Source organism: Pseudoalteromonas sp. M58 (genome assembly GCF_042604605.1).
Classification (GTDB): domain Bacteria; phylum Pseudomonadota; class Gammaproteobacteria; order Enterobacterales; family Alteromonadaceae; genus Pseudoalteromonas; species Pseudoalteromonas tetraodonis.
In genome coordinates this window covers 1902206-1925151 of the sequence record NZ_CP152390.1, presented here as the reverse complement: position 1 = coordinate 1925151, position 22946 = coordinate 1902206, and the positions used below count along the sequence as shown (strand labels likewise).

The window sequence follows — 22946 nt, the reverse complement described above, 5'->3', positions numbered from 1 at the left end:
AGTGAGAAAAGTATGCAATCAATTCCAATGACAGTTCGTGGCGCAAAATTATTGCGCGATGAACTTAACGAATTAAAAACTGTTACCCGTCCAAAAATTGTATCTGATATTGCTGATGCACGTGAACACGGTGACTTAAAAGAAAATGCTGAGTATCACGCTGCGCGTGAGCAACAGGGTTTTTGTGAAGGCCGTATTCAAGAAATTGAAGCAAAACTTTCAAACATGCAGATGATTGACGTAACAAAGATGCCTAATACAGGTAAAGTGATTTTTGGTACTACAGTAACCATCGTTAATGTTGAAACCGACGCTGAAGTTAAATATCAGATTGTTGGCGATGATGAAGCAGATATTAAAAGTAATTTAATCTCTGTTAATTCACCAATTGCTCGCGGCTTAATTGGTAAACAAGCGGATGACGCTGTGATTATCAAAACGCCAAAAGGTGATGTAGAGTACGAAATCATTGAGGTTGAGTATATTTAATTAGTTAACTCACTTTAACGTTTTATAAAAACCAGTGTTTAGCAATAAGCACTGGTTTTTTTATGTTTGGTTTTTATATTTGGTTTAGATACAGGTCAATTATTATTCATTGTTTGTAAATGTAGGCTATGTTGTTATGGTAGTAACCTATTCTTCAATAAGGAAATAATATGGCAAATATACTGTATCCAGCACCTTTAAAAGTGGGATCTAAAATCGCCGTGTGTTCTTTATCAGCGGGGATCAAATCAAAATATCACCCACGGTTAGACATCGTCATTAATGGCTTAAAACATCGAGGTTATGAGGTTGTTGAGGGGGAGTTTTTACGTCAAAACGAGCCGCGAACTCAACTTACTGCTAAGCAGCATGCCAAGCAATTAATGGACTTTTTATTAGATGATAAAATAGATGCGATTATGCCGCCAATGGGCGGAGAGCTGGCAATGGAAATATTGCCGTTACTTGATTTTGGCGCAATTAAAAATGCCAAACCTAAATGGTTGGTGGGTTATTCAGATGTCAGCACGATTGCCTGTGCACTGACAGCAAAATGTAATTGGGCAACACTGCATAGCGCCAATTTAATTCAGTTACACCCCGATGAAAAAGATCCGTATTGTTTACAAATTTTTGAAAGTCTAAGCTATGAGGCTAATAGTGAGTTTGAGCAAGCCCCCTCGACTTACCATCAACATAGCAAGCCTGATTATGCACAAAACCCAAACGTATTATTTGATCACAGCGCGCCAACCCAGTGGCAATGTTTAAATTACACCGATAAACGCAGTATCGAAATGTCAGGGCGATTGTTTGGTGGATGTCTTGATACGGTAGGGCTGTTGCTTGATTCGCCTTTTTTAGCACTACATGAGTTTAAAAAGCATAATGCCTCGCAAGGTATTGTGCTTTATTTAGAAAGCGCAGAGCTTACGCCTGCGACGGTTGCACGGTTTTTATTGTCACTCAAATTAGCCGGTATGTTTGATGATATAAACGGGGTGATTATTGGCCGCCATGTAACCTTACAGGGGCAAGATCCGGGGTTTGATTATCGCCAAGGCTTAAATACCGCTTTTGGCGGGTGTTTATTTCCGGTGATCATTGATGCCGATATTGGTCACATCCCTCCTAATTTAAATTTAATCAATGGAGCTTTGTGCACTGTTACCGCAGATGTTGATCAAGGCAAAGTGACCAATGCATCTGTGGTTACAAAACTAGCCTAATAAAGTAAGCTGCTCACTAACAATTTAAAGCGAGCAGCTTTAACTTATAAAACCTGAATTACTTGTTCTTTGCTTAAACGTGACTTTGGCAACTTAGCGTTATAGTCTTCTTCTGCATCATGGTAACCCAGCGCAAGTGCCACATCACAGATGTAGCCGTCTAATTCGCTTGCAAACTCTTCACCAATCAGCTGTGCATCAACGCCTTCCATAGGCGTGGTATCAATCCCTAAGCGTGCTGCTGCATGCATAGTATTGCCTAAAGCAATGTAGGTTTGTGCTTTGGTCCACGCGGCATTATTACCTTGCTCATCGGTATTTAAATCAACAAACGCAAAGGCGCCAAAAGCTTGCTCGCGGTTTTCTTTTTGAGTTCGGCCATTCTTTATATCGGCATCAATTACGTGTCCGTAATCTTCACGAGTATATTGCGGATTATGAGCAAATAAAATAATGTGCGACGCCGCTTTAATGTGTGGCTGATTAAATTGAAACTTATTAGCAAAGGTAGTGTGCATACGCTCTTTTGCAGCGTCTGATTCAATCACTACAAATTTCCAAGGCTGCGAATTAATTGACGAAGGAGAAAGACGCATAGCATCATACAATACCGTTAAATCGTCTTGAGAAATGCGCTTTGTCGCGTCGTAACGTTTAGCAGTATGGCGGCTTTCAAGGTCGCGAATAATAGGGTGAGTCATAGTCTCTCCATAATAAAAAAGGGCTAATAAACAGTGTTCACTGAGTGTATGAGCAACATAATACAATTTGCTTTATTTAAAATAAACAGCATAATTATTGAATCATTATCAAATAAAAATAGATAATATGCAGATTGATGACTTAAAACTGATTTTAAAAGTAGCAGAGTGTCGAAGTATTACTTTAGCTGCTGCTAAGTTAGATATGCGCACAGCAACCGCCAGTGCGGCTATTAAGCGCGTAGAATCAGCCCTTGGCTGCGAATTATTTATTAGAACAACTCGCCATTTGCGTTTATCCAGTGCAGGGGAGCGGTACATACCCCAATGCGAACAAGCGCTGGCTGTACTTGAAACGGCAAGGCAAAACCTCAAAGGAGAACATGATGCTATTGAGGGAGAATTGCGGGTGGCTACTTCATCTGATTTAGGGCGCAATCTAGTGATCCCCTGGATTGATGACATTATGGATAGGTACCCAAGTGTGAGCTTGCGTACGCACATTAGCGATAGCAATATCGATTTTTTTCGTGATTCGGTTGATATTGCACTGCGTTATGGCTCCCCAAGTGATAGCAGTGTTTATGGATTTAAAATTTGCAACGTACCGCGACTACTCTGTGCTACACCTACCTATTTAGCTAAATATGGTGAGCCAGAGCACCCTGATGATTTAGCGCAGCATCAAGGGTTATTTTATCAGCTGCAAGATATTATCAATAATGTATGGGAGTTTACCGATGGCCAAAAAAAATACAAAGTAAAAATGCAGGGCAGACGTGCCTCAAACGATGGCGATTTAGTAAGGCGCTGGTGTGTGGCAGGTAAAGGTTTAGCGGTTAAATCAGCGTTAGATATTGCAGATGATTTGCTAAATGATCGCGTGATCACGCTGATGCCTGGTTATCAACACACCTGTGGCGAACTTTGGTTAATATGCCCAAGCCGCCAATCCATTACGCCAGCAGTGAGATTGCTAAGAGATGTGTGCAGAGAAAAAGCTACTCGTTTGTTACAACAGTTAGTTGATAAAGGTGTTTTAGCAAAAAGTGCACTTGAATGATGTTTTTCCAGCCAAGTGCATGTTGATTTAAAGTTTGCTGCTGAGTGTTTTAATTGCCTGGGATGCATTTTCACTCGTAGGGTCGAGCTCTAAAGTTTGTTGATAAAACTCAAGTGACTTTGCAATGTTACCATCAGCTAAATATGCTTCCGCTAAACTGTCGTGGGCATTCGCAGAGTCTGGATTTGTTTGCACATTGAGTTTAAATACAGCAATGGCTTCTTTTATCATCTTCATTTCGAGTAGTTCATAGCCAAAATAATTAATTGAGCGCTCGCGAGGAGTATCGCCACTAGAGACCAATTCTGCGTATTTCTTATTTAACTCACTAATGCCACCACTTTTTATTGCCTGAAACAGCATGCTATCAACATTTTCGGTTGCTACCTCGTAAGATTTACCATAAACAATATTGGTTAAGCCTTTCGTCATAGGCGTGAGCGGAGCTCCGCCAGTGTTATTTAAAATCACGATAAGTAGCTGATCTTCCAATATACGACTAATAAATGCATTAAATCCATCTATACCTCCACCATGTTGTACTTGTGTTAGTGGTTTGCCATATTTATAAGCACTTAATTGATTAACTTCCCAGCCAAATGCGTAATTACGCTGCTGCGATACGGTATACATTTGCTTTTTTAGCTCTTCATTTATTAGCTTATTTGTATAAAGTGCTTGGTCCCATTTTACGAGATCGCGGGCGGTTGAATAGAGAGACCCCGCGGCATAGGGAATAGACATATCTAGATAATCGGCATTAGTGTAACCGTCTAAGTTATTGTTATAACCAGATGCACGTTGCTTGAGCAGCTTTTCATGAGAGTCATAACCGCTGTTGTGCATATTCAGCGGGGTAAAAATGTTCTGCTGCAGTACGTCTTGGTATGTTTGTTGAGTGACCTTTTCAATCACGGCACCTAAAATAAAGTAGCCTGAATTGCTGTAGCGAAATTGTGTACCGGGCTCAAATAATAAATCATCACTACATAACAGCGTTATAAACTCATCAACGCTGTAAGGGTTGCGGCTGTAATCATCTCTAAATGCTTTTGCATGAGTATAATTACTTAGGCCTGAAGTATGGTTAAGGATTTGGCGAATGGTAATTTTATCGCCAATATCTTTACGATAGCCGGGTAGGTAAGTGCTTAAAGGGGCATCGAGCTGTATTTTGTTTTGTTGAACCAATTGTAGAATGAGTAGGGCTGTAAATTGCTTTGTAATAGAGCCTATTCGAAACTTGGTCTGTGATGTGTTTTTAATATCCCATTCAAAGTTTGCGTAACCATAGCTTTTTTCAAAAATAACTTCGCCGTGTTTGGCAACTAACACGTTACCATTAAATTGTTTTAACTCATGAAAGCCTTGTATGAAAGAATCAATTTCTGTGGCTTTATTAGCGGCTAAGCTTATTGTAGATATAAAAAGTACACTCATAGCTAATAATTGAGTTAGCCAAACTCTAGTCTTGTGACTCATAATTTTCCTTAATTATTATTGTTTGTTTTAAAATGAATTTTTAGCGTGGTTAGTATGAAAAGTAAACTTATTTCGTGTTGCAATTTTGTGTTCAGCTTGTTTTTTTTATTTTTTGCAATAAAAAGCCCGAGTTGTAAATAGCTCGGGCTTGTTGGTTGGGATAACAAATTTATTAGTGAGAAGGGGTGGTTTTATCTACCATTATGGTATTACTCAGTTTCGTATCCGAAGTCGACTCTTTACCTCGAAATTTACGTATCACTCGTTTCAAATCTTCAAGCGCAACGTACTGACACGGTATAAGAATAAGCGTAATTACTGTGGCAAACAGCACACCAAAGGCGAGTGATACGGCCATAGGTATTACAATTTTTGCTTGTAAACTGGTTTCCATAATAATGGGCATTACGCCAATAAAAGTAGTAACAGAGGTTAGTAATATCGCTCTAAAGCGACGCGCTCCGGCTTGCATTACCGCTTCTTTTATTGCCACACCTTCTGCACGGGCTTTGTTTACAAAATCCACCATAACAAGTGAATCATTAACCACCACACCGGCTACCGCAATAATGCCAAACATCGATAAGCTGCTCATGGTCATACCTAGTACCATGTGGCCAAACATGGCGCCAACCACACCAAATGGAATGACCGACATAATAATTAATGGTTGCGAGTAAGAGCGCAGAGGAATAGCCAATAATGCAAAAATTATGATCATCGATAGCGCAAAGTCACGTAATTGCTCATCAGCGCTATCCATTTCCTCTTGAATACGACCAGCCACATTACTTTGTACCCCTGGGTAGTTTTTAAGTAATGAAGGTAAGTACTCATCACGAATTTGTTGTGCAATGGCAAAGGGTTCTACTTGGTCAGTATTTACCGCAGCCCACACGTTTACTGTACGTTTTGAATTTTCACGGCGAATACGATTAACCCCATCAACTAATGAAATATTAGCAACTTCACTTAATGGTACTTCAGCGCCTGTTGGGGTGATAATACGTACGCTGTCGATATCACTGATTGAATTACGCTCATCTTCTGGGTAGCGGATCATCACTTTAATTTCTTCACCTTCGCGAAGAATACGTTGTGCTTCAAGACCGTAATAGCTAAAGCTTACTTGAGAGGCCACATCAGCAAGGGTTAAGCCCATACTGTAAGCAAGTGGTTTTAAATCTAGCTGTACTTCATCGGTAGCGCTTTGCATTGAGTCATTAACATCGCCTACGCCTTCCATACTTTGCAACTTGGTTTTAAGCTTACCAGCAACTTCTTTAAGTACTTGTGCATTTTTACCTTCGAGTTTAAAGCTTACATCGCCATCGTCTCGACCCCCGTTCATAATACTGTCTTGAATGGTTAGGGTTTTAACACCCGGTAAGTTAGGCATTTGTTCGCGCCATAAGGCACTCAGTGCAAAGGTATCAATAGGGCGCAGGTCGGGTTCAACTAAAATAGCCATAATGTTTGCTTGCGTTCGCCCACGTAAGCTAACTGATAAATCGCGGATCATCGGTTTACCGTATTGCTCTTTGAGCTGGTTATCAACGCTCAGTATTAGCTGCTCTACTTTTTTAGCTGTCTCAAGCGTTGCTTGCTCAGAAGACGCTAAGTTCATTTCTATATCAATGCGAGGAAAATCGTGCGGTATTTTAGGATTAGGCACAAATTTAACTAAACCACCGGCAAACATTCCCGCACTGACAATCAGTAAACACATAAAACCGACAATTACGGTATAGCGATAATGAATGCAGCGACCAACAAACGGGGTGTAGTAGTTATCAACAAAACTTTTTAGACCGTTATCCATTACTTTACGTGCACGGTGAAGCGGGTTTTTTGGATTTGGTTTACGGTCTTTCATTGCCGCAATATGTGCCGGCAAAATAAGTTTTGATTCAATTAGTGAGAAAATTAAACATAAAATAATCACCCCACCAATGGCTTTAGAAAAAGCCGCGCCTGGGCCTGTGGCAAGAGTTTGCGGTAAAAATGCCGCAATAGTGGTAAGTACGCCAAATGTGGCTGGCATTGCCACGCGCTTTACGCCGCGTACTACGTTATCGAGTGTATGGCCGTGTTTTTCTATTTCAGCACTAGCAGATTCGCCCACAACAATGGCGTCATCAACCACTATCCCAAGCACCAGTATAAAGGCAAATAACGAGGCTAAGTTAATGGTGACATCTAAAAAGCCAATTGGCATAAACAAAAAGGCACCTAAAAATGACACAGGTAAACCCATCATTACCCAAAAAGCTAAACGTAATGGTAAAAACAGCGCTAATACCAACATAACTAATAAGCCACCCCAAATCATATTGTCGACCATCATATCGAGGCGACCTTCGAGGTAGTAAGTTAAATCAACAATAGGAGAGAGCTTAACACCTGCAGGCAGTTGCGATTCTTTTTCAGCCATATAGATTTTAAGTACTTTAGCAACATCGGTAATATCTTGATCTTTAGAGGCGTTTACTTCAAACGACAATGAGTTTTTACCATTGTATTTTGAGTATTGCAGGCCTTCTTCAAAGCCATCATTTATGGTGGCAACGTCACCTAAATAAACTTGCGCGCCATCGACAAGGGTGATCAGTGGTAGTTTTGCAAACTCGCTACCACGGTAGGCTTGTTTTTCAACGCGCATTGAAATATAGCCATTTTCAGAGCGAATTTGCCCAGCTGACATATTGGCAGAAAAGCTTTGCACTGCACTGGCAATATCTCTAAACGTTAATCCATAAGCACGCAGTTTGTCTGGGCTTACTTCAATACCAATTTCGTAATTAAGGCCACCATTAAAGTTAACTAAATTAATATTAGGCAGTGCCTGAAGCTCATCTTTTATATCATTACCGAGCTCTTTAAGTTGGTAGTTACTCATGTCACCGTAAAGCGCAAGTATCATTACTTCTTGTTCGTATTTATCGCGACGAACAATAGGGCGCTCCATACCCGCAGGAAACGTATTAATTGAATCTACTTGTACTTTAATTTCATCGAGTACTTCTTGCGGATCAAACTGCTCTTCTATTTCAATCCATGCTTGTGAAGAGCCTCTATTGGAGTAGGTGATAAGGCGCTTTATTCCCTCTATACCCTCAAGGTTCTCCTCAACTTTTATAGTAATGCCTTCCTCAACCTCTTGCGGGGCTGCGCCAGGGTATACCGCGGAGACACTGATCCAGTTACTTTCAAATTGTGGAAACATTTGTTTGCGAATAGTAAACGCCGTTAAAATGCCACCAATAAGTATAAATATCATCAATAGATTTGCTGCAACAGGGTTGCGCGCAAACCATGCAATTAGGCCTTTTTCACGTGTAGACATAAGTTACTCCTGTTTCAATGCAAGTTGAGTAACGTCTGGGGTTGTTACAACGTCTTCAATTTTTACCGCCATTCCCTCGGTAGGGTATTCAAGGGCAGAAGTAATTAGCTGTTCACCTTCATTAAGCCCTTGGTCTGCGATCACCATGCCGTTTTGTTCACGTATAATATTGAGAGTTTTAAACGACAGGGTTAAATCGTCATTTAATATCGCAATTTTATTTTCTTTGACTAAATGATGTGGCACAACAATGGCGTTATTAACTGCACGACCTTCTATGCTAGCGTTAACATAGGAGCCAAAACGCAATGGTTGAGTTTTGTTAGCATATGGGGTTGGTAATTGTGCCACTAAGTAGCTCATACGGCTTTTTTGATCTATCACCCCTTCACTGCGAACAACTTCTGCCTGCCATGTGGTTTCTTTGCCCGCGAACTGCGCACTAAATAACACTGTTGCACCAATACCGCCATTATTTAAGTATTGAAGCTCTTTATCGGCAACCGGTAAACGTACTTCAGCGACCGAAGTGGCGCTGAGTGAGCCAAAGCTATTACCTGGATTTACAACAGAACCCAAACTAATGCTGCGCGCGTTTATAATTGCATCGTAGGGGGCTTTAATATAAGTGCGTTCTAAATTACGTTTAGCACGTTTTACACTTGCTTGTGCTGAGCGATAACGCGCCATTTTCTCTGCTAATTGCGGTTTACGTAAATAAAGCGCAGAGGCGGTAATATCGCTTGAGTCTGCTTTAATGCGTTCCCATTCAGCTTTAGCAACATGCGCTTGAGCACGTTCTATCTCAAGCGCTGAACTTGCTTGGGCGAGCCCAGCCTCAGCTTCAATTAAATCAGCTTCGTAATCATTTGGGTCAATTCGTGCTAAAATATCTCCTTGCTTTACGAAGGCACCTTCAACAAATTGCCCTGCAACAGAAATAACTTGGCCACTTACCTGAGCAATCAGCTCAGTGCGGTCTTTAGGTTGCACAATACCGTACGATTTAACATCGAGAGTGATTGCATCAAGGTGAATAGGTTGTGCTGCAACCAATGGGCGAGTATCTTGTTCTGGCTTTTCTTCTGGTGGTTTTTTCATTGCTGAAAAGCCCGCTGCAAGGGCGATGCCACCAACAAGGACCGCGATAGGGAGTATTATTTGTTTTTTAGTCGCCACAGGGCATTCCTTCAAAAATTGTGCTGATGAACTAATGATACGCAATAAAGTGTTTACAGTGTGTTTGAAGATGTAACAAGTCATTGCATAATGCGGTTACAAATAGAACAAATCGCTCTGTTTGTATGCAAAGCAGCAACAATATAATTAAAATTTATTACTGAGGTTATAATGAAAACACAATCAATGGCGTGCCGTTTAGGCTGTGGAGCATGTTGTATTGCACCAAGTATTAGCTCGCCAATACCGGGTATGCCAAATGGTAAAAAGGCCGGAGAACGTTGTATTCAGCTGGATGAGCGTAATTTATGTAAGCTATTTGGTGATGAGTCGCGCCCAAAAGTGTGTAGTGATTTTAGCGCTACTTTAGATGTTTGTGGGACGACTAATGAACACGCATTGACGTTAATTACAGAATTAGAGCAATTAACCTAATTTATTGTATTAAATACACATATATTTACAATTTATACGCCTGAAAAGTGTAGACACTTACTTTGTGTTTCTAAAAGTAGTACTGAGAGAGTGCAATTACGTATCCACTTAGCATTGTCGCTAGTGTTTTTTCTTATTCAATTCTCTTTGTTCATACCGTTTTTAATGATAAATGCACAAAGAGGGCGAAGAGGCGCTGCGCTTTTAGGGCACGTAAAGTAGAGCGAATTGCGGTATGAAATTTTTAAGTCAGTTTGTTGCTAGTCTGTTTATTATTTCAATTAAAAAAACACGCTCAGCGTGGGATAAACCCTCGCCGAGCTAAATTGTTACCAGCTATACGTGGCGCTTAGCGTATATTGCTCACCGCGACCTGGCGTGCCTGGGATTTCTTCAAACGATTCATCCCACAAATTATCCGCAGCTAAAGTAATAAAGAAATTTTGCAGTGTAGCCGGGGTTATTTTTAACGTCAGCTGAGTAAATAGTGCCTCGTCATCTGAACGGCGAAGGGCATTTTTATGCTGTTTACGCCATTCATTATCTACTCGAAACTCTAATAGATCCGTCGGGTTCCAAATTGCACCGAGCGTTACACGATGATCAGGAAAATTTAAGGCATAAAAGCTAGCATCAACATTTTCAGCGCCATAGGTTTCTGTTTTATGTAAGTAGGTATAGCTGGCAACAATTTCTGTATTATTAAATTGTTTAGTGGCTAAAAACTCAAGGCCTGTGGTGTCAATATCAACCGGCTGTGCAAATCGCGCTGAGCTTGAATCAAAGCTAAATGTCCAATCGGTTAGGTTGTTATCTTTACGATAAAAAAGTGCGGAATTAAGCTGCCAGCTTTGTTGCTCAAGCAATAAGCCCAGCTCTAAATTTTTAGTGGTTTCGCGCTCAAGATTAGCGTTACTTCTGAACAACCCACCAGTCTCGCTGCCACCAATAGCAGTATAACCGGCTACTTGGTTTGCCTCAGCATACGAAAAATACAATGTTCGCTCAGTGCCATCGTTATTTTGGGTATTGAAACTAACATCCCCAATTAACGATAGCTCAGAATCATCACGACTGGTGTTATCAAACGCAGCACCTAAGCGGACGGTTAGTTGCTGGTTGCTTGCTAGTGCTGTTGTGTATTCAGGCAATACACTAAGCTTAAAGTAGTTACGTGAAGTAAAGTTATTTTCAAGGGTGGTGGAGTCAATACTGTCTTCTATATATTGCGCCGAGTAATTAACCGCAACTGACTTTGTTTGCGCATGACGACCTGAAATAGCCAGTGATGTTACTTGTGTTTCATGAAATGCTTGGAACGCGCTTGGGTTCTCTCTTGAATAAACATAATGGTCGTTATGCTTGCGGTAATAAGCCGATACTTCAAATTCACTGTTGGTAGCATAGGCTTGCTTATGGTTGAGCATCCATAATTGGGTTTCTAAGTCTTCGGTTTCATTTACACCAAAGGGGGTATAAAGGTTTGGCCAACCAAAAAACTTTTCTTGTAAGCCGTAAAATAAATCAGTTTGTGAATCGCTCCCAGTTAACTGCACTCTACCTGAGGTACGAGTAAAGTCATGATCGCCAAAATCAATTGAACCATCACTTTGTGAGTGCGAATATTCACCTTCAAAACCAATACGCCAATTAGCGTTTGCTTCAATTGGAGTACTCACACCTGCATGAATTGTTTGTAGGTTAAAGTCATTTGAGCCTGCGCCCAAAGAGACACTGCCACCGGTTGTTATTGGTTTCCAAGCAAACGACACAGTACCTACCGAGCTATTCATGCCATAAAGTGCGTTATCGGCTCCGGTTAATACGCTGGCACCCGTTAGCATTTGTGGTGCAATAGGAATTTCTGCAAAGTAGTGACCAGACTGCGGGTCGAGTAGAGTTGCACTGCCGACTCTAAAGCCGGTATTTTCAAAAATACCCCCGCGTATCGTTACATCAGCTTGTGCTTCAGCCATATTGCGTGATTGCAAGTCAACACGCGGGTCGTACTCTAAATTTGAAATAGGTGAATCAAATGTACCAACGGGTAAGGTATTGGCAGTGGGAGACGCTTCAATTGTTATTTGTTCTATGGTTGCTGTTTCTTTACTCTGTTCTGCATAAGCAACAGTCGAAATACTGGCTAGTACAGCCGGTATAATAAGGTGCGGGGCACGATTCATATCATTATTCTCATTTTATGCAATGGCGCTAACAATTAAATACCTATCACTTTTTATCACATGATAAGGTAAGCTCACTAAGCTAGGGTGATTTTGGGCGCTATTGTACATTAATGATAAAAAACTGCATTTGATAATCAAACCTAGCGTTACAAAATAGTAACTCTGCATCCTATAAATTATTTACATTGGTCACTTTATTATGCAAACACAACAATCGAGTCATTCATTAAATCAGCACACACTTTATTTTGCTGGTGGTTGCTTATGGGGCGTGCAAGAATTTATGAAGTATTTACCTGGAGTAGTTACCACTGAGGCGGGGCGTGCCAATGGCACTAGTAACACAACACAAGGTGAATACGATGGCTATGCCGAATGCGTGAAAGTAACCTTTGATATTCAAGAAGTGACCTTAAATGAATTAATCGGCTATTTTTTTGAGATTATTGACCCATACAGTATCAATAAACAAGGTAACGATGTAGGCGAAAAATACCGCACCGCCATTTTTAGCCAAGACAGTAATCATTTAAACATCGCCAGAGACTATATTAGCCAGCGTGATGATGCTGAAAAAATAGCGGTACAAGTAGCGCCATTGACTAATTATGTCCCTAGCGATCCCGAGCATCAAGACCGTTTAACTAATCACCCAGATGATTATTGCCATATCCCACTTGATTTATTACACAAGTATAAATAACAACTTCATTGATGCGTATTTAAATAAAAAAGGCTGGTAACTAATAAAGCTAAAATTAGCTGTTACCTCGTTTATGCTTTTTTTAGATTTATTAGGCTTTTTCTTTTTTCGTGGGAACATATCTCTAAAAAGATAGGGCACAGCTAAAAAGTAGATCCCAGTTCCTAAAATAAAGAAAAAGGTAAAATAGATAAGTAAACGGCGACGCTGAAAAGAAATAAACGTCAGATTCGACCCGGTAATCTGTTGGGGTCAGAATATAGCCATCATGTATAAACTTTATCGCAAATAAAATAGATAAAAGGCCTAAAGCCCAAAAGACTAAAGAGAATGCGATTTGATTCAATAGCATTCTCGTATTACTTATATCTACATATTTTACTTTTGGTTTCTTTTTATTTTTTGATTGCTTCATTTTGGCCAAAAAAAGTAATAATGATTGCCATTAGTATGCCTACTAAGCCAATGCTTGAAAAAACCAGACTGTATTCACTCTTAATATTGAAGATATTTAATAGGCTGGTTATTAACAATAAAAAAATACCAATAATTTTTATAATCGTTAGTGTTTTATTCAAACAAAACCATGTTTGACAAGAAGGGCATTGTTTTTCAATAAAAATACTATTTTTGTTAATATTTTTTATATCTTTAGCTGCAAAATTACTTTTACAATTTGGGCATGTTTCTTTCATTTTAATCCTTTAATTTACCTCACAACTTTAAACACTAGGTTTACTAAACATCTTATTGATTAAGCTTTATCCCTGTAACATGGTTACTATAGCATTGAGCTATCACCTTGTTAATGCGCAACTTATTACATTATAGGCAAACAGTTTTTAAGCCATAAAAAAGCCCGCGAACATGCGGGCTTTTAAATATTAATTAAAATTTATTGCTGCGCTTTAGGCGGGAAGTTGCTTAAAATATTGGCAACCGTTTCTTTAATAGCGGCTTCACGTTGTGATGGTGTTTGTTTTTTCTTTAAACGACCATCTTTAGCACCACGCCAAATTAATTGGTTTGACTCACGATCAATAATATCGATAACTAACGTGCCTACTTCATACTCACGTGCGCTTACATCGTGGTTAAAGCCTGTGCCCCAGTAACCCCAACGTGCACCGTAGCCTACATTAAAGGTATCTACTTCTAGCTCTTTATCAACACTTGCATGGTAATTAACAAGTACATCAGCTTGCGCTACGTCAACCAATTGCATACCTAACTGTTGGCTTAGTTGGTTGTTTACCGCATTGCGAACGCGTTTTTCCATAAGGCCACTGATTTGGTAGTTATTCGTGTCTTTAGTTAGGCTCGCGTTTTCTACCCAAGCAAACGTTTTGTAGTTACTAAAGTTTGCTGATTTATCGTAATCCCAATCGGGCGTTTGTGTACAGGCGGTAAGTAGCGCCAGTGCTGCGACAATAAATATATGTTTCATACCGTTTGCTCCAATAAAGTGCGTTTGTTTAAACTACCATGGGCGAGGGTAATTTAAAATCTAAAAATAAGTGTAACTGACTAAGATGAATAGCCAATTAACTCTTAGTCCAGTAGAGAGGCTTTATGTTCAACCTCAATCCAATCTTTTTCATCTACCCAGTTTTGTGCGCCGTTTTTTACCGAACGAATTGGCACAATATAATCACAACTTATTTGCGGTTTAACCGAAGCAAATATTGGCACAAAGCCAAAGCTCAGGGCGGTTTCTATAATTGCTTTTTGGTTTTGCGGATCGATATCAGCAGCTTCATCTATGTAAATAGGTATACGGTATAAGTTTTGTTCCTGATCGCTTAATAAGTAACGAATAAACAACATGCCACATAACAGCTTAATGGTGATACGCGTACCATTTGAACCAGCCGAATCTATTTTTTCAAAGTGCTCGGTTTCGCCCGCGCGGTTAACCACTTCAAAACGAATATCAAATAAATCGGTAAGGGTCAGGCCTGCTTTGTCTGAGGCGAGTTTAATTAAATGATCTTTTGCGTCGTTTACCGCACTTTCGCTGTACGGCTCTTGGCTAAGTAAATCAAGAGTATCGCCTTGTTCAATTTGGTTAGAGGTACTTATAATGGTATCAATGCTATCTACCAACATTTTGCGCGGGATAATATTAATTTTAAACGCTTGCAGGTTTGAAATACGATGCTGGCTTATGCCTTTATTAAAGCTATTCATTTCACGGCGTAGGCGGTCCAAATCTTCACGTAAGCCTTTAATCGTGGCGGCCACTTCGGTGAGGGCAACGCGACCTTGGCGCTCAACGGCATCACGCTCGTTATCAATATTATGAAACGCGCTAATAAGTTTTTGGTATTTACTAAACTCATCGTTTTCGTTATCGAATTTGGTAATACCTGCATTGTAAATATGCATATAAGTATTACGTACATTTATATCGAAATTACGTAGCTCTTGGCAGTCTTTGTTAAAGTGGTGAATTAAATCGCTTAAATTATCAAAATCGATTTTTATATCAATCATGTAAGGTGTCACTTTACCACTGTATAAATCTAACGTGTGGTCAATACGCTCGGTTTTAACTTGGCGCAGGCGCTCTGTTTGACGATTAATTTGCGCTTGTTTTGATTTAATTAACGAGCGTCTATCAGCAATTGAGCCACTGTTTTTTTGAATATCTTGTAGGTAGTCGTCAACTTGTTCGCGTTCGGCTAAAAGCTGCTCTTTTAGCATTGCTTGGGCGTCAACCGATTGTTGCATCACTTCAAATTGCTCTAAGCGTTTAAGTGCACTTTCAGCACTCATAAGCTCATCGTATAGCGCGTCTTTTTCTTTTTGCTTATCTGCAACATTGGCGGCCACTTCGCGCTGTTGTTTAAACTCTTTTAATGATTGCTCAAGTGCGGTTAATTGAGCACTCAGTTGCTCTTTGTTTTCGCCGCTTTGCATTTGCACAGGCGAGAGTTTTTTAAGCTTAATACTGGCACCGGGCAGGGTGAGTACACCGCCTTTTACGTTTTCACTAAGCTGCGCTAAAAATTCGCCGAAAGCATCGTCATCATCAATAGTGATATCGCCATTGCTGGTGGTAGCAAAGGAGAGAAGATCGGGGTTTAATAGTCGCGATATTTCTTCAACTTCTTTCAGTGATAAGTCTTCACGCATACGAGTGAATAAATTAAATTCTAAGTTTTTAAGTTGTAACTTTAAGCTTTTAATTTGTTTTTGTGTTTCGCCAATGCGGTAATCAAGGGTGTGCAGGCTTTGACCTTGTGCACTCGTTATTGAGTGTGACAACGACTCGTAGTCATTTTTTAACTGCGTTAAGCTGGTTTTGAGCGTGGCTTTATTAACCAGCTCAAACTCACTTTTAAGAGCGTTGTAATCTAAAAACCACTGTTCAATTTGGGTTTGTTTGCGCTCTATATCGCGCGATTGTTGAACGTATAAGCTTTGTTTTTGTTCAAACTCGTGTTTTTCGTGCTCAATATCTTCAAGAGCGATGTTGAGCTCGCTTAGTTGCTCTTCCTGATACGTATCAAAATCAATCAGTGCTTGGTCAATTTTTGGTGCATAAGCGGCCAGTTTACCTTTAAGAACGGTTTGGTTTTCAAGCATAGATTCGAGGGCGGCTATGGGCTCTTGCATTGACTCAAGGGCTTTTAATTCACGTTTTGCGCGGTTTACTTTATCAAACGACCGGCGCCATACTTCGTAAAAGTCGACCTTTGAATTTGACATGTGGCGTTCAAACACACGTAACATAAAGCGCTTAACGTCGTTTGCGCCTAATTTATGTAAATTAAGAATACGACGAAATATTTCTTTGTATATTGCAGAGTCTTGAACGTTGTTAAGGGGGATCATTTTTAAATTGATCTCACCATCAAATTGCGTTGCACCGCCAGTAAGTAGGGCGTTTAACTCTTGCGCTTTAAGCTCTATCGGGTTGTAACCTTGCTGCTTTAAGTGATTAAACAGCTTGGTAAACTTAATAATGGTATTGCCTTGGGTGAACTGGGCTAAATCAAGTTTGCCTTGATAGCAAAAGTATTGGTGTGCATAACCGGCAATTTTACCTAAGCCTGCTACGCCAATGACAACTGAGCCATGGGGTAAATCGGCTTGCAATAAAATGTACGATTGATCTGATGAAAAATAAAACTTACGGGTTTCATCTAAATCGTGGCCATCCCACTCGGTAAGGCGTAAATCGTTAATTAGCGGAAATTGCAGTGCATTAATAACTGAGCTTTTACCTGTGTTGTTAGGCGCACAAATCGAGCTACTTTTATCAAGTGGGATCACACACTTTGCATAGCCTGCAGTATTAAGTAGGGCGAGTTTACTCAGTCCGTATAAGTTTTTCATTCCTCGTCCTCTCCTAAAAAGGTTTCTTCATTTACTTCCATTAAGGCATCAATATAGCGATGAATTGGCGCCTGTAGCATAAAGCCGCCTTCCACTTCGCGGGCAAGGCCTAAACGTACCATGCGTAAATACACATCTTTGCGTAAATCAGAACCCGAGAATATTTCAAGCTGATCAAATAAATGTTTATTAAGTTGTACCAAGGTTTGCATTAGCTCTAAATCGTTTGGCTCATCAAATAATGCACGCATTGGGTCTTTACCTGTGTTGGCAAAGTGTTCGATTAAAATATAAATAGTGAGCGCTATCGCGCGCGATATTTTGCCCATATTGGGGGTGCTTTCATCGCTAGCAAAATAATAAAAGCCACGACTGTCGTGCTTTAAATCATGGCCTAATGCTGTGAATAAGGCGCTGTAGGCTTCAATTTGTTGGTCAAGCTCTTGCCACATTAGGGTGTCTTGTTCGCAAATGTGGTAACCCGCGACTAATTTTTTATTAATGGCTTGTAAGTGAGAAAGCTCATTTAAGTTTATCTGTGTCATGGTCATTACTCGTGCTCGGCTTTATCAGCCTGAGGCTCTGAATTAAAGGGGTACAAAGAAAAGTGCTGGCCTGCAATGTTAACGCGGGCTTTTTTATCGCTTTGGCTAATGTGTAGGGTGGTATCGCTCACTAGCTTTTGATATAAAAACAGCATTTCATCGGCTTCAAGCTCTGGGTAGCTTTCGTCTAAAAATTGCAGCAGAGGCTGTGGTTTTTTACGCTGCTTTTTGAAGCGTTTTGCAAACTGCGCTTTTACATCGTGATAGTCAGGAATGTTTGGCGTGACAAACGCAGGCACATCGTTTTGCTCTGGTAGCTGATATTCATGATGCTCAAATTCAGCCAGGCTTGCCATGTAGGCTACTATATGGCGCTGTTGACCCAATGAATACTTTTGCGCATCGCTTACAAAATGTGGCTGCACGGCGCTGAGCATATTATCTACCCCATTTTTACGTATTAGCCCTAATACTTTTGCTACTTGGCGGGTAACAAGGTTATTACGGCGCAACTCTTCACGCAGTGGCATAAGCATATCGGCACTTTTACGTAAGCTTATCCGGCCAACTAAGTGCATTTCTAGAATTCGGGTACGCAATTGCTCAAGCATGCGTTTATCGTTGTACGCTTTGCCTGAACGTTCAATATGTTCTATTTGGGTGCTAATTTGTTGCTCAATTAAAGTAAAACAGGCATGAAAGTCGCCTCTAATATCCACCATTTCCAGCATGGGTTCTATATACTCATCAAACGCTTCTATCACGGCTTTATAGCGTTTTTGTAGCGACTGCACTGCATTATTAGATTTGGCTTGCTCAACAATATTTAAAATGGCGTTTTCGTTGTGTAAAAACAGTTTGATTATTTTACGCACCCGATCATCCATAATACGGCTAAAGCGGCGTAAATCATCAAAATCTTCCATTTCACCGGCATTAGATAGCCGATTACCTAAACGGGCCAAATCATCAACCAAGACACTAATTTCTTGTGCTAAGCCTAAATGTTCTTCTTGCAGTAAAAAGGTGGCAAAATCGGCAATGGCGCGGTTAATTTCCAGTTGTGACGATTTAGCCAGCGGAATAATAATTTCTTGATTTAATAACCGGTTGGTTTCTTTATAAATACGCTCATTATTCCACGTGGGTTGCTTTTGCTTAATGGCATTATGAAGATCTTTAATACTAAAGTCGGCCATTTTAAAGCGCTTAAATAATAGCTCTAATACACCCCAGTGTTCATTTAGGGTATTAAGTAGCTTTTTAGCTGGGATCATAAGGCGTTGCAACTTCCTAGTATTCGTTATTTTATATTTCTCGAACTTATATGGTATTCGTTTTTGCGACGATTTAATAATAGTTTTTACACCCGCTTAGTGATAGTATCCGCGCCGAATATAGGCACATAGAGTTTGTGGGTATATTTTTTACATGGTTTCAATTTTTACTTAACCCCGAAGGTTGTTTAATATCATGGTTTCCTCGATTATCCTGACGCTGATAGCGATTGCATTCTTGCTTATCGTTATTGAGGATGTGATCCACGTTAACAAAGCCAAAACGACGTTATTTTTTGGTACACTTTGCTGGATTATCTCCTTTATTTTTCCTCTTAATGGGCAAAGCCCCGAAACGATTCAAACCCTCCTAGACCACAATATTTTAGAAATTGCTTCTTTATGGCTGTTTTTAATGGCCGCAATGACCTTTGTCGCCTATTTAAACTCTAAAGGACTTATCGAAAATGTTGTGAATCGGATTATGCCAACCAGCATTAGTGAGCGTAAGCTGATGTTTTTGGTGGGGTGTTTTGCGTTTTTATTTTCATCTATTTCCGACAACGTTACTGCCACGCTAATATCATTGGCAGTGATTATGTCATTAAAGCTTGAAGCCAAAAAACTAGTTAAGTACGCCACGCTTATTGTATTTGCTGTAAACTCCGGTGGTGTATCACTTATCACGGGTGATGTAACCACACTTATGATTTTCCTTGATGGTAAAGTAACAATTAGCAATTTATTACTGTTAATTGTGCCTGCGTTATTAAGTGTATTATTACTGGCTACTTTGTTATCAATTGGCATGAATAAGCAACTCGAGTTTAAAAAAACTAAATTTAAACGTATTGAAAAAACCGACATAACCATTGCGGTTATTTTCTTCACTACGGTTATTGCTACGCTTACATTGAGTGTTTTATACAGTGTACCGCCTCTGCTTACTTTTTTATTGGGTTTATCTATTATGTTTTTAGTCGCGCAATTTTTAATGCGCAAAAAAGACATCAACAAAGATATGATCGATTTTATACGCGACATAGAGTACGACACCTTATTGTTTTTCGTGGGTGTGTTACTGCTTGTTGGTGCCTTAAAAGAAGTTGGGGTACTGAGCCAATTTACTAATTTGTATACGGTAATGGCGCCAGAGTACGCAAACTACTTAATGGGTATTTTATCCGCAGGTGTTGATAACGTGCCACTAACGGCAGCGTTATTAAAAGCCGACATTGTAATGAGTCAACAGCATTGGTTGTCGTTTACGTATGCAACCGGTGTAGGTGGCTCTATGCTAATCATTGGCTCGGCGGCCGGTATTATAGCCATGAGTAAGGTAAAAGAGCTGACGTTTGCAAGTTACCTTCGCTTATCGCTGTATTTATTACTGTGTTACACCTTTGGTTATGCGGGCTCTTACTTAATGGGTAGTTTTATTTGATTTTATAGTAAAACGACTTGACAGCTAGACGTCTAAACGATAACTTTCAAAGCCGCACTCTTAGTGCGGTTTTGTTTTATTAGCCACAGGTTAATAATACATTCAGAAGAGGTGCGATACTTAGGTACTTAATGTGAGGCAACGACAGCCTGCGACCATTAAGGAGGGAAGTACTCGCCGAGGAAAATAATGGGTCGTTACCATTGTTTTTCGGTTTATGGGGCTGAATCCTCAAAACTGTCACCAATTTAGGTGGAGAGCTTCTGGCAGTAGATTTTTCTTATCTTTATTTCCTGCCAAGTTCTTCTTGTTTTATTGCGGTTTGGATGCCGCGAAAGGAGACGAAATGACTACCCAATCAGTGCCACAAAGTTCACAGTGCACAAAATCAGATTACATTGTTGCCAAATTTGGTGGCACCAGCGTTGCTAACTTTGAGGCGATGAGCCGTTGTAGCGAAATTATCGTAAACGATAAAAATGTACGTATTGTTGCAGTAAGCGCCAGTGCCGGAGTGACCAATCATTTAGTGGAGCTTTGTAAAGCGGGTATTGAAGCCGCTAAACGCCAACAGCATATTGATGGTGTCCTTGCGATTCAGCAGGCTATTTTAAATGACCTGTCGTTAGATGAGGATTTAGCCATTGGGTTTAATCAAACGCTAGATGCATTTCAAACGTTGGCGGCACAAACACTCAATACTGAGCAGCAGTTCGATGAGCTACTTAGCTTTGGCGAGCGTTTATCGTCTTACTTATTTACTCAAGTACTAAGGTTAAAGGGTTTAAAAGCCACTCGTTTTGATGTGCGCCAGGTGCTTAAAACCGATAGCCAATTTGGTAAAGCAACACCAAATGTGGCCGCCACAGCGCAAGCCGCTAAAACACATTTAATTCCGCTGCTTGATGATAGCGTTATTGTGACCCAAGGGTTTATTGGTAGCGATGCAAACAATTTAACGACCACGCTCGGTCGAGGCGGCTCAGATTATAGTGCTGCACTGCTTGCTGAGGCTATTAACGCTAAAAGTGTGCATATTTGGACTGACGTAGTGGGTATTTTTAGCACCGATCCTCGTTTGTGTGTAAAAGCCACTCCTATTGCGCGTTTAAGTTTTGATGAAGCAGCAGAAATGGCGACCTTTGGCGCTAAAGTATTGCACCCGGCAACTATTTTACCTGCCAGTCGCAGCCATATTAATGTGTTTGTTGGCTCAAGCACAGAGCCAGAACTTGGCGGTACGTGGATTGAACGTGAAAAATCGCAGCTACCTGGTATTCGTGCGGTAACACAACGTAAAAATCAAATATTATTAACCCTTAAAAGCCCAGAAATGCTGTTAGCCAGTGGCTTTTTAGCGCGTATATTTACTATTTTAAGTGAGTGTAATATTTCGGTAGATTTGGTTACCACCTCTGAAATTAGTGTAGCAATTACCCTTGATAATGCGCCTAATGCATCACGCCCAGAGCTAGATCAAGAGTGCTTAGATAAACTCGCTGAATTTTGCCATGTATCGGTTGAAAACAATTTAACGCTGGTAGCGTTAATTGGCTCTGAAATTGTTTTGCGCCAACATGAAATGAATTTAATGAAAGTATTAAGTGACTTTAATATTAGACTCATTTGCCATGGTGCGAGTAAACACAACCTGTGCTTTTTAGTTGAGCAAAGCGAGTCTGATGCAGTGGTTCAAGCGATTCATAGTCGATTACTAGAAAGTGATTGCGCTGCGTAAATCGTTAATAGTCATTATTGAGCACCGCCAGTCGGTGCTTTTTTTTGCCACAACGCTAATATCAAACATGTCGTTATGTGCTCCAACCACGGTATTGCTGCAGGCTGTAAGCTGGGCGTTATTAAGTTCGTTAAACACATTAGGGCTTAATAGCTGAGCAATAGGGCGGGTGGTGGCTTTAGCCAGCGCTTCTTTTAATGTCCAAATCCTAAAGAAATGATGTGCTTGAGTTGTTATGTTATCTGTATCGGTTATTAAGCTCACTTCGGCTGGGTGGTAAAAGTGTTTAGCGAGTTTATTAAAAGGGCGCTTTAAACTAATTTTTTCAATATCAAAGCCAAATTGAGTTGATGCTACATTTAACGCTGCACCTACAAAACCATGAGAATGAGAAATACAGCAACTGATCACGCCTGTTGTATTTTTAATATGTAATTCTAATTTACTGTTATCGGGGTTAAATTCAGAACTAATATCACACAGCTTTAATGATGCATAAGAAGAACAAGCGGATTTTACTAGGTATTTAAGCACTAAACGTGTGGCTAAATATTCTTGTTTAGCCTGTGGATTTTTACGCCGATTAATAACATTGAGCTCAAAAGGGCTTAAATAGTGGGGTAAATCAAATTCACCCACATTGAGGGTGGTCGCGTTAAGCAACGCAATGCAATGGCTGTTATTTGCTAAAGCGGGCGTGATTTCTAGCTGGTTTTCAAAGTAAGTTACACTCATCATTGCTCGTTATAAATGACGACCGATTACATATTTATTACCCAAAGCTG

General features: G+C 40.2%; 18 protein-coding genes and 1 riboswitch. Of the genes, 7 read left to right on the top strand and 11 right to left on the bottom strand.

The genetic code is table 11. The features are described 5' to 3' along the window. The first annotated feature begins 12 nt into the window (after positions 1–12). Both greA and AAGD16_RS08845 read left to right on the top strand, forming a co-directional pair. A complete protein-coding gene (gene greA / locus AAGD16_RS08850) occupies positions 13–489 on the top strand; it encodes a transcription elongation factor GreA (protein ID WP_010388635.1) in 477 nt (158 codons plus the stop codon). Between the two features lie 170 nt (positions 490–659). After that, positions 660–1718: a S66 peptidase family protein gene (locus AAGD16_RS08845; RefSeq protein ID WP_368484895.1), complete on the top strand. Its 1059-nt coding sequence runs from the start codon at positions 660–662 to the stop codon at positions 1716–1718. 44 nt (positions 1719–1762) lie between these two features. Here AAGD16_RS08845 and AAGD16_RS08840 read toward each other — a convergent pair whose 3' ends face one another. Beyond that, positions 1763–2419: a nitroreductase family protein gene (locus AAGD16_RS08840; protein WP_008109298.1), complete on the bottom strand. Its 657-nt coding sequence runs from the start codon at positions 2417–2419 to the stop codon at positions 1763–1765. 127 nt (positions 2420–2546) lie between these two features. Between AAGD16_RS08840 and AAGD16_RS08835 the strand changes: the two genes are divergently transcribed. Next, entirely contained in the window at positions 2547–3482 is a 936-nt protein-coding gene (locus tag AAGD16_RS08835; RefSeq protein ID WP_024602953.1) for a LysR family transcriptional regulator, read from the top strand. Between the two features lie 27 nt (positions 3483–3509). Here the strand turns inward: AAGD16_RS08835 and AAGD16_RS08830 are convergent, their stop codons facing one another. From AAGD16_RS08830 to AAGD16_RS08820, 3 genes are all read right to left on the bottom strand, one after another. Continuing rightward, positions 3510–4964, bottom strand: coding sequence for a serine hydrolase (locus AAGD16_RS08830; RefSeq protein ID WP_024602954.1), 1455 nt, complete (start codon positions 4962–4964; stop codon positions 3510–3512). Positions 4965–5136: 172 nt separating this feature from the next. Next, a complete protein-coding gene (locus tag AAGD16_RS08825) occupies positions 5137–8310 on the bottom strand; it encodes an efflux RND transporter permease subunit (RefSeq protein ID WP_377111293.1) in 3174 nt (1057 codons plus the stop codon). Between the two features lie 3 nt (positions 8311–8313). Further along, a complete protein-coding gene (locus AAGD16_RS08820) occupies positions 8314–9489 on the bottom strand; it encodes an efflux RND transporter periplasmic adaptor subunit (RefSeq protein ID WP_013465149.1) in 1176 nt (391 codons plus the stop codon). Positions 9490–9660: 171 nt separating this feature from the next. Between AAGD16_RS08820 and AAGD16_RS08815 the strand changes: the two genes are divergently transcribed. After that, a complete protein-coding gene (locus AAGD16_RS08815) occupies positions 9661–9924 on the top strand; it encodes a YkgJ family cysteine cluster protein (RefSeq protein ID WP_008109286.1) in 264 nt (87 codons plus the stop codon). A 329-nt stretch (positions 9925–10253) separates the two neighbouring features. On the opposite strand, the gene AAGD16_RS08810 is transcribed toward AAGD16_RS08815, so the two are convergent. Then, complete coding sequence (locus tag AAGD16_RS08810; RefSeq protein WP_377111290.1) at positions 10254–12107, bottom strand: TonB-dependent receptor plug domain-containing protein; 1854 nt, start codon at positions 12105–12107, stop codon at positions 10254–10256. Between the two features lie 202 nt (positions 12108–12309). Between AAGD16_RS08810 and AAGD16_RS08805 the strand changes: the two genes are divergently transcribed. Then, a complete protein-coding gene (locus AAGD16_RS08805; protein ID WP_377111288.1) occupies positions 12310–12813 on the top strand; it encodes a peptide-methionine (S)-S-oxide reductase in 504 nt (167 codons plus the stop codon). A gap of 395 nt (positions 12814–13208) precedes the next feature. Here the strand turns inward: AAGD16_RS08805 and AAGD16_RS08800 are convergent, their stop codons facing one another. From AAGD16_RS08800 to AAGD16_RS08780, 5 genes are all read right to left on the bottom strand, one after another. Continuing rightward, entirely contained in the window at positions 13209–13508 is a 300-nt protein-coding gene (locus AAGD16_RS08800; protein ID WP_029750492.1) for a hypothetical protein, read from the bottom strand. A 200-nt stretch (positions 13509–13708) separates the two neighbouring features. Next, positions 13709–14260 (bottom strand): DUF4136 domain-containing protein, encoded by a 552-nt coding sequence (locus tag AAGD16_RS08795; protein ID WP_013465143.1) that lies wholly within the window; start codon positions 14258–14260, stop codon positions 13709–13711. 104 nt (positions 14261–14364) lie between these two features. Further along, positions 14365–17157 (bottom strand): ATPase, encoded by a 2793-nt coding sequence (locus tag AAGD16_RS08790; RefSeq protein WP_377111285.1) that lies wholly within the window; start codon positions 17155–17157, stop codon positions 14365–14367. Next, a complete protein-coding gene (locus tag AAGD16_RS08785) occupies positions 17154–17702 on the bottom strand; it encodes a hypothetical protein (RefSeq protein ID WP_028835095.1) in 549 nt (182 codons plus the stop codon). The genes AAGD16_RS08790 and AAGD16_RS08785 overlap by 4 nt, the downstream gene beginning before the upstream one ends. Positions 17703–17707: 5 nt before the next feature. Continuing rightward, positions 17708–18979 (bottom strand): hypothetical protein, encoded by a 1272-nt coding sequence (locus tag AAGD16_RS08780; RefSeq protein ID WP_377111283.1) that lies wholly within the window; start codon positions 18977–18979, stop codon positions 17708–17710. A gap of 196 nt (positions 18980–19175) precedes the next feature. Here AAGD16_RS08780 and nhaD point away from each other — a divergent pair, with 196 nt between their 5' ends. Both nhaD and lysC read left to right on the top strand, forming a co-directional pair. Then, positions 19176–20423 (top strand): sodium:proton antiporter NhaD, encoded by a 1248-nt coding sequence (nhaD, locus tag AAGD16_RS08775; RefSeq protein WP_013465139.1) that lies wholly within the window; start codon positions 19176–19178, stop codon positions 20421–20423. 98 nt (positions 20424–20521) lie between these two features. Then, positions 20522–20694, top strand: a riboswitch (Lysine riboswitch). Positions 20695–20769: 75 nt separating this feature from the next. Further along, a complete protein-coding gene (gene lysC / locus AAGD16_RS08770) occupies positions 20770–22161 on the top strand; it encodes a lysine-sensitive aspartokinase 3 (RefSeq protein WP_377111281.1) in 1392 nt (463 codons plus the stop codon). On the opposite strand, the gene AAGD16_RS08765 is transcribed toward lysC, so the two are convergent. Beyond that, on the bottom strand, positions 22138–22896 hold the full coding sequence (locus AAGD16_RS08765; protein WP_036954390.1) for a 4'-phosphopantetheinyl transferase superfamily protein: 759 nt from the start codon (positions 22894–22896) through the stop codon (positions 22138–22140). The genes lysC and AAGD16_RS08765 overlap by 24 nt on opposite strands. Between the last annotated feature and the right edge of the window lie 50 nt (positions 22897–22946).

Bases quoted from the DNA above. Each gene is read 5' to 3' on its own strand.
- AAGD16_RS08825 (WP_377111293.1), bottom strand. From the start codon at position 8,310: ATGTCTACACGTGAAAAAGGCCTAATTGCATGGTTTGCGCGCAACCCT.
- AAGD16_RS08800 (WP_029750492.1), bottom strand. From the start codon at position 13,508: ATGAAAGAAACATGCCCAAATTGTAAAAGTAATTTTGCAGCTAAAGAT.
- AAGD16_RS08780 (WP_377111283.1), bottom strand. From the start codon at position 18,979: ATGATCCCAGCTAAAAAGCTACTTAATACCCTAAATGAACACTGGGGT.
- AAGD16_RS08785 (WP_028835095.1), bottom strand. From the start codon at position 17,702: ATGACACAGATAAACTTAAATGAGCTTTCTCACTTACAAGCCATTAAT.
- AAGD16_RS08805 (WP_377111288.1), top strand. From the start codon at position 12,310: ATGCAAACACAACAATCGAGTCATTCATTAAATCAGCACACACTTTAT.
- AAGD16_RS08835 (WP_024602953.1), top strand. From the start codon at position 2,547: ATGCAGATTGATGACTTAAAACTGATTTTAAAAGTAGCAGAGTGTCGA.
- greA (WP_010388635.1), top strand. From the start codon at position 13: ATGCAATCAATTCCAATGACAGTTCGTGGCGCAAAATTATTGCGCGAT.
- AAGD16_RS08790 (WP_377111285.1), bottom strand. From the start codon at position 17,157: ATGAAAAACTTATACGGACTGAGTAAACTCGCCCTACTTAATACTGCA.
- AAGD16_RS08810 (WP_377111290.1), bottom strand. From the start codon at position 12,107: ATGAATCGTGCCCCGCACCTTATTATACCGGCTGTACTAGCCAGTATT.
- AAGD16_RS08840 (WP_008109298.1), bottom strand. From the start codon at position 2,419: ATGACTCACCCTATTATTCGCGACCTTGAAAGCCGCCATACTGCTAAA.
- nhaD (WP_013465139.1), top strand. From the start codon at position 19,176: ATGGTTTCCTCGATTATCCTGACGCTGATAGCGATTGCATTCTTGCTT.
- AAGD16_RS08795 (WP_013465143.1), bottom strand. From the start codon at position 14,260: ATGAAACATATATTTATTGTCGCAGCACTGGCGCTACTTACCGCCTGT.
- AAGD16_RS08830 (WP_024602954.1), bottom strand. From the start codon at position 4,964: ATGAGTCACAAGACTAGAGTTTGGCTAACTCAATTATTAGCTATGAGT.
- AAGD16_RS08765 (WP_036954390.1), bottom strand. From the start codon at position 22,896: ATGAGTGTAACTTACTTTGAAAACCAGCTAGAAATCACGCCCGCTTTA.
- AAGD16_RS08815 (WP_008109286.1), top strand. From the start codon at position 9,661: ATGAAAACACAATCAATGGCGTGCCGTTTAGGCTGTGGAGCATGTTGT.
- AAGD16_RS08845 (WP_368484895.1), top strand. From the start codon at position 660: ATGGCAAATATACTGTATCCAGCACCTTTAAAAGTGGGATCTAAAATC.
- lysC (WP_377111281.1), top strand. From the start codon at position 20,770: ATGACTACCCAATCAGTGCCACAAAGTTCACAGTGCACAAAATCAGAT.